Origin of the sequence: Agrobacterium sp. CNPSo 2736 (assembly GCF_004005385.1) — a bacterium.
Lineage (GTDB): Bacteria > Pseudomonadota > Alphaproteobacteria > Rhizobiales > Rhizobiaceae > Agrobacterium > Agrobacterium leguminum.
The window spans coordinates 41,021-55,004 of record NZ_RZTX01000023.1; the positions used below are offsets into that span (position 1 = coordinate 41,021).

A 13,984-nucleotide genomic window follows, 5' to 3' on the forward strand; every position below is an offset into this window, starting at 1 on the left:
GCTTCACTTTGATATGGCGTCACCAACGATAGGTCAGCTTGCCCATAATCGTTCTTCCGTCACCGTAATAGCATCCGAAAGTGGAGCAACTAGAAATATATTCTTTATCAGTCAAGTTTTGCACCAGAAGTGAGGCGCGGTAGCCGTTCTTCTCGTAATGCACGCCGAGATCGAGCAGGGCGAGGCCCTTCATCTCGAAGGTATTGGCGGCATCGCCATAGCGTTTTCCGACATAACGCACACCGCCGCCGATGCCGAAACCCTCAAGGGCGGTATCTTCCGGGAAAGTGTAATCCAGCCAGAGGCTTGCGGCGTGCCGGGGCGTGCTGTCCAGCTCCTTGCCGTTATTCACACGGCCGGAGACCTCGCTGTCCATGTAGGTATAGGCCGCGCGCAGGTCGAGCCCGTCGGCAAGGCTTGCGACGCCTTCAAGCTCGAGGCCTTTCACATGCGCCTCGTCCATCTGCTGCGTCACGCCGCCCACGGTCGTCGTGACGTTTTTCTGTGTCAGATCGTAGACCGCGGCGGAAAAGAAACCGTCGAAACCCTCGGGCTGGTATTTGACGCCCGCCTCCCATTGTTCGCCGGTGGTCGGTTTCGGCGCATCGCCGACAGCCGGCTGCGGCACCGGTTCGAAGGAGGTCGCGTAGCTGACATAGGGCGCGATGCCGCCATCGAACAGATAGCTGACGCCGACGCGGCCGGTCAGCTTGTGATCGTCCTTGTCGAGCGAGCGGTAGGTGGTGCCGTTGAAGGTCGTGCCGCTGGTGCTTGCCCAGTCCTGCCGCAGGCCGGCGGTGACGCGCCAGTTCTCGAAGGCCATCTCGTCCTGCGCATAAAGGCCGATCTGGGAAATATCCGTCTTCACATCGGCATAAAGCGTGCGCGAGGTGAGGCTGATCGGCCCGCCATAGACCGGATTGACGGGATTGAGCGGCGTCGCGGCCCAGAATTCGGTTTTGACGTTATTGTCGAAATAACGGTAGTCCAGCCCCACAAGCAGGGTGTGGTCGATCGGCCCCGTGGAGAACTCCGCCTGCAGGCTGTTGTCGATATTGAAGGTGTTCAGCAACTCGTCCTGGAACGTCGCATTGCGGCGGATAAGATTGCCGATCATGCCGCCGCTGGTCGAGGACATGCCGAGCGCGCGGTAGGACCAGTCGAAATTGGAATAACGCGCATTCTGCCGGAAGGTGAAGGTCTCGTCGAAACGGTGCTCGAATTCATAGCCGATATTGGTGAATTTGCGGCTCGACGTATCGAAGGACGGATCGCCGACATAAAAGCTGCGGTCCAGCATATTGCCGGGCCTGAAATAGGTCAGCGCCGGCGGCAGGCCGGAGGGCGAACTCGGATTGTCGTGCTGATAGGAGGCGAGAACCGTCAGCTTCGTATCCTCGTCCGGCTGCCAGATGAGCGCCGGTGCGATGAAATAACGGTCGTTCTGCAAGTTGTCCGTCTGGGCATGGGCGTTGCGCGCAAGGCCGGTCAGGCGATAGGCGAAACTGTCGCTATCCGCCACCGGGCCGCCAATATCGAACATCGACTGGTAATAGTCGAAGCTGCCGATCTGCACACCGACTTCGCCGAACCGTTCAAAGGTCGGCCGCTTGCTGATGAGATTGATGAGGCCGCCAGGATTGCCCTGACCGAAAAGAACGGAAGCAGGCCCGCGAATGACTTCCACGCGCTCCAGGCCGTAGACCTCATAGGAGGGCGCACCGGCGGTACGCATCAGCCGCAGACCGTTCAGGAACTGCAACTGGTTTCCCTGGAACCCGCGAATGCGCGGCGCATCGAAACGTGGATCCGCCCCAAACGGCTGCGCGACGACACCCGGAACATAGTTCAGCGCCTCGCTGAGATTGCGAACGTTCTGAGCATCCATCTGGTCCTTGGTGATGACGGATACGGATTGCGGCGTCTCAATCAGGGATCGCCCCGTCTTGGTGGCGCTGGCGCTGGTTTTCGCCACATAGCCCTTCACGGGCGCCTTGGGATCCTGATTTTTGGCGCCCTCCACGGTGATGGTCTGCAGCACCGTCGTACCGGCCTCCTGCGCAAGGGCGGAAGCCGGGGCCAAAAACGCCACATAAGCGATGACGGCGCAACCGCCAGCCAGAATGGAAATGTGTTTGGTTTTTCCCTGCACCCCAAGACCCTTCATCACCCGCGCCACCATAAGGCGGCATTTTTCTGGAGAATTTAAGTCATCTTATTACGCAAGGGACGGATTGCGATCCAATAAGCGCAGCCGGTTTTTTTCAGAACTATTGATTATGAAAACTCACAACGATAATAGCTTGGAATTATTCAAATCTGCCGGGAAAGGCGTGACGATGGGCAGGAAACCGGCAAGCCGGGCAGAAACATTCGAGTTGCGCCACCTGCGCTATTTCACCACGCTGGTGGATGAGCGCAATTTCGAGCGCGCCGCCGCCCGCCTCGGCATTGCCCAGCCGGGTTTGAGCCAGCAGATCATGGCGCTCGAACAGATTGTCGGCATGCCGCTTCTCGACCGCACGCGCCGCTCGGTGAAGCTGACCACGCCCGGCCAGCTTCTCTACGAGGACGCCCGGAAGATCCTCGCCAATGCCGAGGCGACGCTTGCGGCGCTCAAACGCGTCGACCGCGGCGAAACCGGGCGCATCTCCATCGGTTATGTCGCCTCGGCCGCCTATTCCGGCCTGATGACCCGGTCCATTGCCAGTTTCCGCGCTTCCCATCCCGATGTGGAGCTGCAACTGATCGAGATGGAGATGCGGCTGCAACTGGCCAAGATTGCCGACGGCAATCTGGACTTCGCCTTCACCCGCCCGCCCGCGCCCGTTCCGGAAGGTGTGACAACCCATGTGGTGCTGCGCGAACCGCTGATGGCTGCACTCCCCGAAAACCATCCCCTGGCCTTTGCGCTGCAGGTCGATCTGAAAAACCTTGCCGGCGAGACCTTCATTACCCCGCGACAGCCGCCGGATGTCGGCTTTCACTACAATACGATAGAGGCCTGCAATGAAGCCGGGTTCCAGCCGGCGATCACGCCGGAAGGCAGGGACTACACCACGATTGCCAGCATGGTGGCCATCGGCCTCGGCGTCGCGCTGGTGCCGCGCTCGCTTAATTGCCTGAGGTTGCCCGGCGTGCGCTATGTGCCGCTTGCCGCCAGTTCCACGACCTCGGACCTCGCCATCGCCCACCGAAAAACGGAAGCCTCTCCCGCCGTCAGGGCCTTCATTCTCCATATGCGCAATTGAAGCGGCAGCACCCGCCCGCCTGTCGGTCCCGTGGACGAAAAATCCGTCATCACCCGTCTGCGCCGCATCGGCGGCAACAGGCGGGGGCGGCGTAACCGCATGGGATTGCGAAAAGAATGACGCTCTCGCGGGCCGGCCGAAAACAGGAGCGAAATCCTGTCCGGATATTTCCTGTCCCCGTTTTTCCCCGTGGCTGCAGCGCACTCCATAATCGTGGCAGATTTCGATTTACGGGAGACAGCAATGGCTGAGACTTACGAACACCACGCCGCCGGCCTCGAATCCCCGGCGTCCCACGCTTTCGATGTCGTTCCGGACGATACGAGCCCGCTTCCTTCCCCCACCCGCGCCATCTATGTGGGCAATGGCGGCCATCTCTGCCTGACCCTGCTTTCCGGGGCGACGGTGACCTTCCAGAACCTGCCCGCAGGCAGCCTGCTGCCGGTCAGGGCCACGCGCATATTTGCAACGCGCACCACCGCCACAGGCATGGTGGGCCTCAATTAAGGGCTCTATCGTCTCGACGATCTGAAACACCCCCGCCAAACGGCCACCACGGAGTGTGACACTTTCATGACAAGCTTTCAGGTTGATGTCAGCAAAATGACGCATCCGCCATTGATCGGCCCATGCGGCAGCCTCGACGACGGCGTTTTCGCCCCGTCTCCGTTGCCGCCGGCCTACTGGAAATCTGGTGGATCTGACAGTGGCTCTTTTTACCGCGAAAGCGACGGGAACAGTAACATATCGTCCGGAAATCGGCAGCGTGCCGCTCAGCCTGCTGACGGCGGCCTATCTGCTGTTTTTCACGAACCGGACATTCTGGTCGAAGGTTCACACCTATCTTTCCGCCTATCCGGTTGCCATCGTCGCGCTTTATGCCGCCATGGCCGCCCTGCTCGGCGCCATGATCATCATTTTTTCCGCCAAATATCTCATCAAGCCGTTTTTGATCTTCCTGGTCTTCGCGGCGGCGGCCGCTTCCTGGTTCATGGATCGCTACGGCATCGTCATCGACAGCGACATGATCCGCAACGCCATGGAGACGACGCAGGCGGAAGCCGGCAATCTGATCACGCCCGGCTTTCTCTGGCACATGGCGATCTACGGACTGGTGCCGTCCCTCCTCATCGCCGCCGTGCGTGTGCGTCACCGCCCGATCCTCGACAAGCTTTTGTGGAACACGATCAGCATCCTGATCTGTCTTTCCATCGCCGGCATCATCAGCTTCGCCAATTCCAAGACCTTCACCACCGCCGTGCGCCAGCACAAGGATATCGTCAAAAGCGTCAATCCATTGTCGCCGATCATGTCGGCCATTCATTATTTCACGCTGGCGGGGAAGGAAGTCGATATTCAGGTCAGCGCGGTCGGCGGGGATGCAAAGGTCCTGCCTTCATTGGGCGGCGTCCGCAAACCCCGCATCACCGTCATCGTGGCGGGCGAGACCGCGCGGGCCGCGAACTTTTCCCTGAACGGCTATGGGCGCGATACCAATCCCGAACTCGCAAAACGCGGCGTGATCTATTTTCCGAACACGACCAGCTGCGGCACCGCGACGGCGATTTCCATTCCCTGCATGTTCTCGAAGTTCCCGCGCTCGCAATATAGCCACAAAAAGGCGCTCGCCAATGAAAACGTCATGGATGTTCTCGTCCATGCCGGGGTCAGCGCGACATGGCTGGACAACAATACCGGCAGCAAGAACGTGGCCGACCGCATTCCCTATTTCGACCTGCCCTCCACCAATGACAGCCGCTTCTGCACCGGCGGGGAATGCCGCGACGATATCTTCTTCGACAAGCTCGACTCCTGGCTCAACAACGTCACCAGGGACAGCGTCATCGTGCTGCACCAGATGGGCAGCCACGGGCCGACCTATTATCTGCGCTATACCGACGAATTCCGCAAATTCACCCCGGATTGCCGCACGGCCGAGCTTGGCAACTGCTCCGACGCGGAGATCGTCAACTCCTACGACAACACGCTTCTTTATACCGACCATTTCCTCTCGACCGTCATCGACAAGCTGAAGGCCCGCTCCGACAGGCTGGCGACGGGCATGATCTATGCGTCCGATCACGGCGAGTCGCTTGGCGAGAACGGCGTCTACCTGCATGGCGCGCCCTATCTGCTGGCGCCCGACCAGCAGACCCATGTGCCGTTTCTGGTCTGGTTCGACGACGACTTTGCGAAATCCATGGGGCTCAACAAAGCCTGCCTCACAAAAACCGCGGCGGAGGGCGGACGCTCGCACGACAATTATTTCCACAGCATCCTTGGCATGATGAACGTCTCCACTTCGGTCTACGATCCCTCGCTCGATGTATTCGGCGGCTGCACCCAGCGCCAGAACAGCTGAAACACCGTGCTTGACGCTTATCCGGAGAAAGAGATACGCAGGACGAAGCGATAGAGGGAGCTGTCTTGCGGGTTCTGCTTGTTGAAGACGATCATGTGCTGGGCGAAGCGCTGCGGGACCATGTCGCGGCGGCGGGTCATGCTGTCGACTGGTTCAAGACGCTGGGCGACGCCATGGCGGCGACGCTGACGATGGGTTACGGCCTCATCCTGCTCGACATGCGCTTGCCGGATGGCGAGGGCATCACCCTTCTGCAAAGCCTGCGCCAGCGCGATGACGCAACGCCGGTGATCATTCTGACCGCCCATGACCAGGTCTCCGACCGGATCGCCGGGCTGAACGCCGGTGCGGACGATTATCTGGTCAAGCCTTTCGATCTCAACGAGCTTTCGGCCCGCATGCTGGCGGTCTCGCGCCGTTACGAAGGGCGTTCCGCTCCCGTCATCCGCCTGCCCGGCATCGAGATCAACCAGGTGGCGCGCAATATCACGGTCGATGGAACGGCGCAGACGCTGAGCGCCCGGGAATGGGCCGTGCTGGAAAAACTCGTCGAACATCCCGGCGCGGTCGTCTCGAAAGCGCAATTGCACGACACGCTTTACGAATTCGGCGCGGAAATAGAAAGCAACACGGTCGAGGTCTATATCAGCCGGCTGCGCAAGAAAATCGGCCATGACCGCGTCGAAACCGTGCGCGGCGTCGGCTACACCATCCGATAGTCAGAATTACAAGCAGGCAGAAATGGCCAGACCGACCAGCATGACCCGCAAGCTCGTGACGGCGCTGACCAGCGTTGTCGCCATATCCTGGCTTCTCGCCTGCGGGCTGGGCGTCATGGTGATGCAGGACGAGTTCGCCGAAATTTTCGACGCCGGCGTTGAGGAAACCGCCGAAAGACTGCTGCCGCTGCTGGTGGACGACCTCCGGGAAAACAACACCGCGCCTGCCGCGCAAAAGCTCAACCAGACCTCGGAACGGGCGGAATATCTGACCTATCAGGTCCGCGACCGGGAAGGACAGGTGGTGCTGCATTCGCATGACAGTTCGACGGAGCCTTTCGAGGTCTCGCTCGAACCCGGTTTTTCCGAAACCGCGACCCAGCGCATCTTTACGGTTGCGACGCCGGACGGAAACTATTTCCTGCAGGTCGCCGATGCCTTCGCCAATCGCCGCGAGGCGATCGAAGAGGCGGGCACCGCGCTGCTGCTTCCCGTTCTCATCCTCATTCCCGCCAGCATTTTCGCCGTCATTGTCGTGGTGCGCAGAACGCTGCGACCGATACAGACCCTGCGCGACGACATCGGCAAAAAGGACGGCGGCAATCTCGCGCCGCTGCCGACGCAACCCTTTCCGGGCGAGCTCCATCCCATTGCCCGTTCGGTCAATCTGCTGCTCGGACGATTGCGGTCGGCAATCGAGGCGGAACGGGAATTCACCGCCAACAGCGCCCATGAATTGCGCACGCCGATTGCCGGCGCGCTGGCGCAGGCGCAGCGGCTGCATGCCGACATTCCGCCGGAACTTGCGCCGCGCGTGGAAAACATCGAAAAATCGCTGCAGCATCTCGCCCACCTGGCCGAAAAACTGCTTCAGATGTCGCGCGCGGAAGCGAGGATCGGGGTCACCGACACGGCGAACGATCTCATCCCCGTTCTCGAACTGGTTATCGACGACATGATGAGAACGGCCATCGGCTCATCCCGCATCCGCTTCACCAATCGTTGTGAAGGCGGCCTCTCCTGCAGGATCGGCGCGGATGCCTTCGGCATCGTCGTCCGTAACCTCCTCGAAAACGCGCTGATCCACAGCCCGGCGGAAAGCCCGGTGCAGGTCCTCGCCGAAGCGGACGGCACGATCCGCGTCGTCAATTCCGGGGTAGCGGTCGACGCGGCGCTCCTGCCCAAGCTGACGACACGTTTTACCAGGGGCCAGACCACGGCGGACGGAACCGGACTTGGCCTTGCCATCGTCAAGAGCCTGGTGGAGCAGGCCGGCGGAGAGCTGGTGCTTTCCTCGCCGGTACCGGGCCGGCAGGACGGTTTTGAGGCCCGCATCGTCCTTCCCGCCGAAACCGCCTGAATGCCGAAAAGAAAAAAGCCCCGCCGGAAGGACGGGGCTTTCTTCGGTCTGGATGGCCGTCGCTCAATCCTCGTGGATATGGCTGTGATCGCGCGTGTCGCGCATTTTCACATAAACCACCAGCGACAGGGCGATCATGATCGTCACATACCAGAAGAACCAGTTTTCGTGGCCGATCTGCTTGAACTTCAGGGCCACGAATTCCGCCGTTCCGCCGAATATGGTGTTCGCCAGCGCATAGGGCAGAGCCACGCCAAGCGCGCGGATATGGGCGGGGAACATTTCCGCCTTCACCACCGCATTGATGGAAGTATAGCCGGTGACGATCAACAGGCCGACCAGCACGAGGGCGAAAGCCATGATGGGATCGGTCGTCGTCGAAAGCGTGCTGAAGATCGCATAGGTGAACAGCGTTCCGAGAATGCCGAAGCCCACCATCAGCGGCTTGCGGCCGATCCTGTCGGAGAGCGCACCCGCAATCGGCTGGCACAGCATGAAGACGAAGAGCGCCGCCGTGGTGATTTCCGTGGCGCTTTCCTTGCTGAAACCGGAGGTGTTGACGAGGAATTTCTGCAGATAGGTCGTATAGGCATAAAAGGCGAGCGTGCCGCCGGAGGTGAGCGCCATGACCATCAGCGCTTCCCTTGGATAGTGCTTGAACAGCGCCCATCCGCTGGACTTCGGCTTGTCGGCAGCGCCCGTCTTGGCGTTTTCGAACGACTGCGTCTCAACAAGGCCGCGGCGGATATAAAACACGGCAATCGCCAGAAGGCCGCCAATGAAGAAGGGAATGCGCCAGCCCCAGGAGCCGAGCTGTTCCGGCGTCAGGGCCCGCTGCAGCACCAGAAGCACCGCCAGCGCCAGAAGCTGACCGGAAATAAGCGTCACATACTGGAAGCTGGAGAAGAAACCGCGGCGGTTCTTGCCGGCCATTTCGCTGAGATAGGTTGCGCTGGCGCCATATTCGCCGCCGACGCTGATGCCCTGCAGAAGCCTTGCGAAAACCAGAATGGCCGGCGCGGCAATGCCGATCGCCTCATGGCCGGGCGTAATCGCGATCAGCAGCGAACCGAGACACATCAGCGTGACGGACAAGGTCAGGCCGGCCTTGCGGCCCTTGCGGTCGGCATAGGTGCCCATGAACCAGGCCCCGATGGGCCGCATCAGAAATCCGACGGCGAAAACGGCGGCTGCACTCAGGAGCTCGGCGGTCTGGTTTCCGGAAGGGAAAAACACCGGCGCGAAATAAAGGGTGAAGGCCGAATAGACGTACCAGTCGTACCATTCGACGAGGTTGCCCGCCGATCCGCCGATAATGGATTTCAAACGGGTTTTCTGGTCCGGCGCGGTGGCGGGACCATTTGCCATAATATTCACGGGTAAACTCCAATTCATCTTCGTCTGGAGATGGAAGGGCGAACGGAAGGTGTGATAATTTGTCGCTCTCGGTGGGGGTATATACCCGTCATGTTGCAGTGCGCAAGTTTATACCGCACCGCGATATTGCCGAAAAACCAGCCATGGCGGCTGAAGTCCTGCCGATTCCCGGCCTCCGCCACCCTTTTTTCAGCGGATTTTCGGGTGGAAACCTCAAAAGTAAAACCGCCCGACTGTGATCCGCCTTGTAAGCCGCCCGCGCTCAAACTAAAAAATATCAATGATTTACGATATATCGGACGTCCAGATCGAAAAGCTCCTCATTGCCGCCGCCCGTGCCGGCGAGGCGCTGGCGCGGCTGGACGAGCGGATCGACCGGTCACCGATGAAACACGGCTTCATCGAAAGACAGGATTTCACCGATGCGATTTCCTCCATGTGGGTGGATGGCGAACTCGTTCACATGGAAGATCTGGTGCTGCATGACGCGCATATGGATGTGCGCGCGCCAACCCATGAAATGACGGCGGCGCACCGGATTCTACGCTCGAGACGGCTGATCTTTTCCAATGCCCCCGGCTGGGCCTTTACCGCACCGGGCCTCTCGAGGCTACGCGGCAGGGCGTCACTTGCCGAAGAGCCAGCGCCTCCCAGACAAGCGCCCGATCACTCCCGCGATGAAGACACCGACGCGGAGGAGGAAACATCGCTGGACGGCGCTTTTTCCGAGCTGGATGCGCTTCTGGCGCGAAGCGCCGCAACGCTCGATGCGATCACCACCGGCAGCGCGCTTCCGCCAATGCACAGGGAGGAAAGCCATGCGATCATCAACGAACCCGACTGGGACGAGGATGAGCGGCTGAAAGAATGGTGGGACGTCCATGCGCGGACAGAGGAACTGCCGGCGATTCTTCGCACCGCCATCCTGCTCGACGCCTGGAACATGATCGAAGTGCTGCAACGCAGCCCCTGGCTCGGCCGGCTTCTGGCCTCCGCCTTTCTGCGCGACGGCGCCGTCACGCCAGATCACCTGCCGGCCCTCAGCGCCGGTCTCCGCGCGGTCCCACGGGAGCGCCGGCACGCCCGAAACCAGACGCAGCGCGTTCTCGCACTTCTCGACAGCTTTTACGAAGCGGCGCAGGCCGGCATGAAGGAACACGACCGGCTGACCCATGCGCGTGAACGCATGATGCGCAAGCTGGCAGGCCGGCGTTCCTCCTCGCGCCTGCCGGAACTCGTGGAGCTTGTCGTCTCCCGACCGGTGGTTTCTGCGGCGATGATCGTCAAGGAACTCGGCACCACGCCGCAGGGCGCGATAGGGCTCGCCAACCAGCTGGAACTGCGGGAAGTGACGGGTCGCGGCCGGTTTCGCGCCTGGGGCATGCTGTAGCGAAAGCTGCCCCCGCCCCTCGCAAGAGCCCCGAAAAACGGCGGTATTTCGGCCTTTTTCCGGCAAAGACGTGCCGCAGGAATGCAGCGATCACGAATCTTAACAAAATTTAACTATTGCGTAGGTCGGTGAAGCCGCTATGTTCCTCGCTGCGTTGCAGCACCGATTTTCTTCTCCGGCAACGCGGTCGCATTCGGCCCCGGCAACTTTTCTTTGCCGCCCGCATTTAAGTGTCCATTCTGAGGGAGATGCAATAATGACAATTTCAATCTCACAACCCGATTCCGATCACGAAACCGATGCTCCTTTTGCCAAAAAGGTTCTCACCGCGCGCAATCTCGCCGGATATACGGTCGAACAGCTTGCCGTTACCTGCGGCCTGACGACCAGCGAAATACGCGCGCTCGAAGACGGCACGGACAGCGATCCGCTGCGCATCAGACGCGTTGCCGCAGCACTTCATATTCCTGTCGAAACCGTTATCTGATCCGCCTTAGCGATCATCAAAAATCTCAGCGCCGCCGGGGACGATGTTCCAGGGAACATCCGGGCGGCGCGCGTGGCCTAATGCCGCCAGTCCCTTCCGGAACATTTTCCGCATCCCTCTCTTAACATTTTCGTTATCCGGCACCACATGGGGTTCACGAGCGACCATGTTCGGCCGAGTGCGACATGCGCCCCGCTTGTGCGAGAGCAGCAACAACCTCCGGAACCCTGCCATGACACTAAGTCTCGACACCGAAGAACGGGTTTCTTCAGCACTGGATGAATTGTGGCCAGCGGAAAAGACGGAAATTCTCGACTGGCTGATCACCGGCACCAAGGACGAACGCTTTATCGACGAAATATTCGTCGAGCTCTGCAACAGGCTGCGGGCGAGCGGAATTTCCGTGGCGCGGGGCGTGCTCGCTTTCCGCATTCGCCATCCGCAATGGCTTGGCGCGCGCATTCTGTGGAAAGCCGGCCTGTCCTCCGCCGAAATCGCCACCTATGGCTATGGGTCTGAAAATACGCCCGAATATCTGAACAGCCCTATCAACGACATTCATCAGGGCGCCACCGAAGTCCGCCACCGGCTGAACGGAGAGGACATCGATGAGCCCGGCTATACGATCTACGAAGACCTGCGGGCCGAGGGTCTGACGGATTATTGCGCATGGCCGATCGAGCACACTTTCGGCAAGCGCCATGTCGCCACCTTCTCCAGCGACCGGCCCGGCGGTTTTTCCGACAGCGAAATCCTCGCCTTGAAAAACCTGCTTCCGGCGCTCGCGCTCGTCAGCGAGATACGCCTGAAAAACCGCATGACGCGCACCCTTCTGGAAACCTATGTGGGGCCGCATGCCGGCGAAAAAATCCTCAATGGCGCCACCACGCGCGGCAGCGGCATGACGGTGGGTGCGGCGATCCTGATCTGCGACCTGCGCAATTTCACCCATATTTCCGACCTTTGGCCGCGTGACGATGTCATCGAGCTTCTCAACGGTTATTTCGACGCCATGTGCGATCCCATCGAGGAATTCGGCGGCGAAATCCTGAAATTCATGGGCGACGGGCTGCTGGCGATTTTCCCGCTGAGCGACCCGCAGGCCTGCGAAAACCTGCTGAAAGCCATCGCCAGTGCGCAGAAGAGCCTCGTTGCGCTGAATGAAATCAATTGCCGCAAGGGCCACGATCCCCTGGGTTACGGCATCGGCGTGCATGTCGGCGATGTCATGTATGGCAATATCGGCTCGAAAACCCGCCTCGATTTCACCGTCATCGGCCCTGCCGTCAATATCGCCTCGCGGCTGGAAACGCTGACCAAAGAGACCGGGCGCAACGTGCTTTTCTCAGAAGAATTCGTGCGCATGGCCGGATATCAGGAAAAGCTGGAAAATCTCGGTCCGTGGCTGCTGCGCGGCCTCGAAACCCCGGTCGAAGTATATGCCCTGCCCCACAACGCGGCCCTGGCAGCCTCGGCTGATTGATTATCGCGAGGGGCTTTTAACGACACCCCCATCCGCACCGCATGACCTTCCCGAAGAGCGATTTCGGCCGTCTGGATCATCGTCAAAACGCTTGACACGTCTGCGATGTCGATCTAGCAAAATGGAACATATATTCCATATCGAAACATTGCTTGCATTCATATTCTGTCTTTCCGGGAGTGAGGGACGGGTGTGAGAAACCGGAGGAAAGATGGTTACGAAATTGGCACTGCTCGGCGCTGGACGGATCGGCAAGGTCCACGCCAAGGCGATCACCACCGACAGCCGTGCGCAGCTGGTGGCCGTTGTGGACGCCATGGCCGGTGCCGCGGAAGCAATCGCCCGCGAGGCGCAGTGCAAGGTCAGCACGATCGATGAGGTTCTGGCCGACAAGACGATCGACGCCGTCATCATCTGCACCCCGACCAACACCCATGCCGACCTGATCGAGCGTTTCGCCCGGGCCGGCAAGGCGATCTTCTGCGAAAAGCCCGTCGATCTCGATGTCGCCCGCGCGGAAGCCTGCGCCAAGGTGGTCGAGGAAACCGGCGCGAAGGTGATGCTCGGTTTCAACCGCCGTTTCGACCCGCATTTTCAGGCCGTTCACAAGGCCATCGACGATGGCCGCATCGGCAAGGTGGAAATGGTGACCATCACCAGCCGCGACCCCGGCCCGCCGCCGGCCGAATATATCAAGGTCTCCGGCGGCATTTTCCGCGACATGACCATTCATGACTTCGATATGGCCCGTTTCCTGCTCGGCGAGGAAGTGGAAAGCGTGTTCGCAACCGGTTCCGTTCTCGTCAATCCGGAGATCGGCGCGCTGGGTGATTTCGACAGCGCCAGCATCATCCTGACGACGAAAAGCGGCAGGCAGGCGATCATTTCGAATTCCCGCCGCGCGACCTATGGTTACGACCAGCGCATCGAAGTCCACGGTTCGCTCGGTTCGGCAGCGGCCGAAAACCAGCGTCCGGTTTCCATCGAAATCGCCAATGCGGATGGCTACACCCGCCCGCCGCTGCATGATTTCTTCATGACGCGTTACACGGCGGCCTATGCCGCGGAAATCACCGCCTTCATCGACAGCATCGAAAACAACGTCGCGCCGTCGCCCTCCATCAAGGACGGTCTGATTGCGCTGAAACTGGCCGACGCCGCGCTGAAATCCGCGACCTCGAAGACGGCCGTGAAGATCGGCTAAGGGCCTTAAGCGCGACGCCGTCATGTGGGCATGAACCCCTCCAGACATGTTGCCGTCATCCTCGGCCTTGTTGTAAAGACCGGAGACGTCCCTGACAGATGTTCGGAGACATCCCTGACAGTTTTCATGGGTTTTCGAGGTTTATTTCTGCGACCTGAGTTGCGCCGAAGAAGACGCCATAGAGGCCGGTCTGGTTGAGGGATCGTATGGCGAGACGTTCGTTCCGGAAGGCGTTCGGCACCCGCCAGGCTTTGCCCTTGAAACTGACATAGCCCTTTGTTGAGCTGACGCATCGGATGGTTTCGCTGCTGTCGTAGGCCGGCTCTGGAAGTGCATCTGGAAAAGGACGCG

11 protein-coding genes and 1 pseudogene are annotated in these 13,984 nt (G+C 60.2%); 9 read left to right on the top strand and 3 right to left on the bottom strand.

Translation table 11 applies throughout. The annotated features are described in order from the left end of the window. Nucleotides 1-19: 19 nt before the first annotated feature. Nucleotides 20-2,182 (bottom strand): TonB-dependent siderophore receptor, encoded by a 2,163-nt coding sequence (locus EM858_RS25060; RefSeq protein WP_164865564.1) that lies wholly within the window; start codon nt 2,180-2,182, stop codon nt 20-22. A gap of 157 nt (nt 2,183-2,339) precedes the next feature. On the opposite strand from EM858_RS25060, the gene EM858_RS25065 reads away from it, so the two are divergent. From EM858_RS25065 to EM858_RS25085, 5 genes are all read left to right on the top strand, one after another. Further along, the gene (locus EM858_RS25065) at nt 2,340-3,251 is read left to right on the top strand and encodes a LysR family transcriptional regulator (protein ID WP_127758346.1); all 912 of its coding nucleotides are present in this window, start codon (nt 2,340-2,342) and stop codon (nt 3,249-3,251) included. Between the two features lie 243 nt (nt 3,252-3,494). After that, entirely contained in the window at nt 3,495-3,758 is a 264-nt protein-coding gene (locus EM858_RS25070; protein ID WP_127758339.1) for a hypothetical protein, read from the top strand. Between the two features lie 187 nt (nt 3,759-3,945). Further along, complete coding sequence (locus EM858_RS25075) at nt 3,946-5,613, top strand: phosphoethanolamine--lipid A transferase (protein WP_127758340.1); 1,668 nt, start codon at nt 3,946-3,948, stop codon at nt 5,611-5,613. A 65-nt stretch (nt 5,614-5,678) separates the two neighbouring features. Beyond that, the gene (locus EM858_RS25080) at nt 5,679-6,332 is read left to right on the top strand and encodes a response regulator transcription factor (protein WP_020010073.1); all 654 of its coding nucleotides are present in this window, start codon (nt 5,679-5,681) and stop codon (nt 6,330-6,332) included. A gap of 22 nt (nt 6,333-6,354) precedes the next feature. Next, nucleotides 6,355-7,692, top strand: a complete 1,338-nt coding sequence (locus EM858_RS25085) for a HAMP domain-containing sensor histidine kinase (RefSeq protein WP_127758341.1) — start codon at nt 6,355-6,357, stop codon at nt 7,690-7,692. A gap of 63 nt (nt 7,693-7,755) precedes the next feature. Here EM858_RS25085 and EM858_RS25090 read toward each other — a convergent pair whose 3' ends face one another. After that, the gene (locus tag EM858_RS25090) at nt 7,756-9,060 is read right to left on the bottom strand and encodes an MFS transporter (RefSeq protein WP_164865566.1); all 1,305 of its coding nucleotides are present in this window, start codon (nt 9,058-9,060) and stop codon (nt 7,756-7,758) included. 289 nt (nt 9,061-9,349) lie between these two features. Between EM858_RS25090 and EM858_RS25095 the strand changes: the two genes are divergently transcribed. The 4 genes from EM858_RS25095 to iolG all read left to right on the top strand — a co-directional run bounded on the left by EM858_RS25095 (nt 9,350) and on the right by iolG (nt 13,633). After that, the gene (locus EM858_RS25095; protein ID WP_127758343.1) at nt 9,350-10,459 is read left to right on the top strand and encodes an RHE_PE00001 family protein; all 1,110 of its coding nucleotides are present in this window, start codon (nt 9,350-9,352) and stop codon (nt 10,457-10,459) included. A gap of 256 nt (nt 10,460-10,715) precedes the next feature. After that, entirely contained in the window at nt 10,716-10,946 is a 231-nt protein-coding gene (locus EM858_RS25100) for a helix-turn-helix domain-containing protein (protein WP_003522093.1), read from the top strand. Between the two features lie 232 nt (nt 10,947-11,178). Next, complete coding sequence (locus tag EM858_RS25105; RefSeq protein WP_127758344.1) at nt 11,179-12,429, top strand: adenylate/guanylate cyclase domain-containing protein; 1,251 nt, start codon at nt 11,179-11,181, stop codon at nt 12,427-12,429. 211 nt (nt 12,430-12,640) lie between these two features. Continuing rightward, entirely contained in the window at nt 12,641-13,633 is a 993-nt protein-coding gene (gene iolG / locus EM858_RS25115) for an inositol 2-dehydrogenase (protein ID WP_003522091.1), read from the top strand. 20 nt (nt 13,634-13,653) lie between these two features. Here the strand turns inward: iolG and EM858_RS25120 are convergent. Continuing rightward, a pseudogene (locus EM858_RS25120) lies at nt 13,654-13,984 on the bottom strand (hypothetical protein); the annotation flags it as partial.

What these genes read in the sequence shown, in the direction of transcription:
- EM858_RS25060 (WP_164865564.1), bottom strand. Translation starts at nt 2,182, where the DNA reads ATGGTGGCGCGGGTGATGAAGGGTCTTGGGGTGCAGGGAAAAACCAAA.
- EM858_RS25065 (WP_127758346.1), top strand. Translation starts at nt 2,340, where the DNA reads ATGGGCAGGAAACCGGCAAGCCGGGCAGAAACATTCGAGTTGCGCCAC.
- EM858_RS25070 (WP_127758339.1), top strand. Translation starts at nt 3,495, where the DNA reads ATGGCTGAGACTTACGAACACCACGCCGCCGGCCTCGAATCCCCGGCG.
- EM858_RS25085 (WP_127758341.1), top strand. Translation starts at nt 6,355, where the DNA reads ATGGCCAGACCGACCAGCATGACCCGCAAGCTCGTGACGGCGCTGACC.
- EM858_RS25090 (WP_164865566.1), bottom strand. Translation starts at nt 9,060, where the DNA reads ATGGCAAATGGTCCCGCCACCGCGCCGGACCAGAAAACCCGTTTGAAA.
- EM858_RS25095 (WP_127758343.1), top strand. Translation starts at nt 9,350, where the DNA reads ATGATTTACGATATATCGGACGTCCAGATCGAAAAGCTCCTCATTGCC.
- EM858_RS25100 (WP_003522093.1), top strand. Translation starts at nt 10,716, where the DNA reads ATGACAATTTCAATCTCACAACCCGATTCCGATCACGAAACCGATGCT.
- EM858_RS25105 (WP_127758344.1), top strand. Translation starts at nt 11,179, where the DNA reads ATGACACTAAGTCTCGACACCGAAGAACGGGTTTCTTCAGCACTGGAT.
- iolG (WP_003522091.1), top strand. Translation starts at nt 12,641, where the DNA reads ATGGTTACGAAATTGGCACTGCTCGGCGCTGGACGGATCGGCAAGGTC.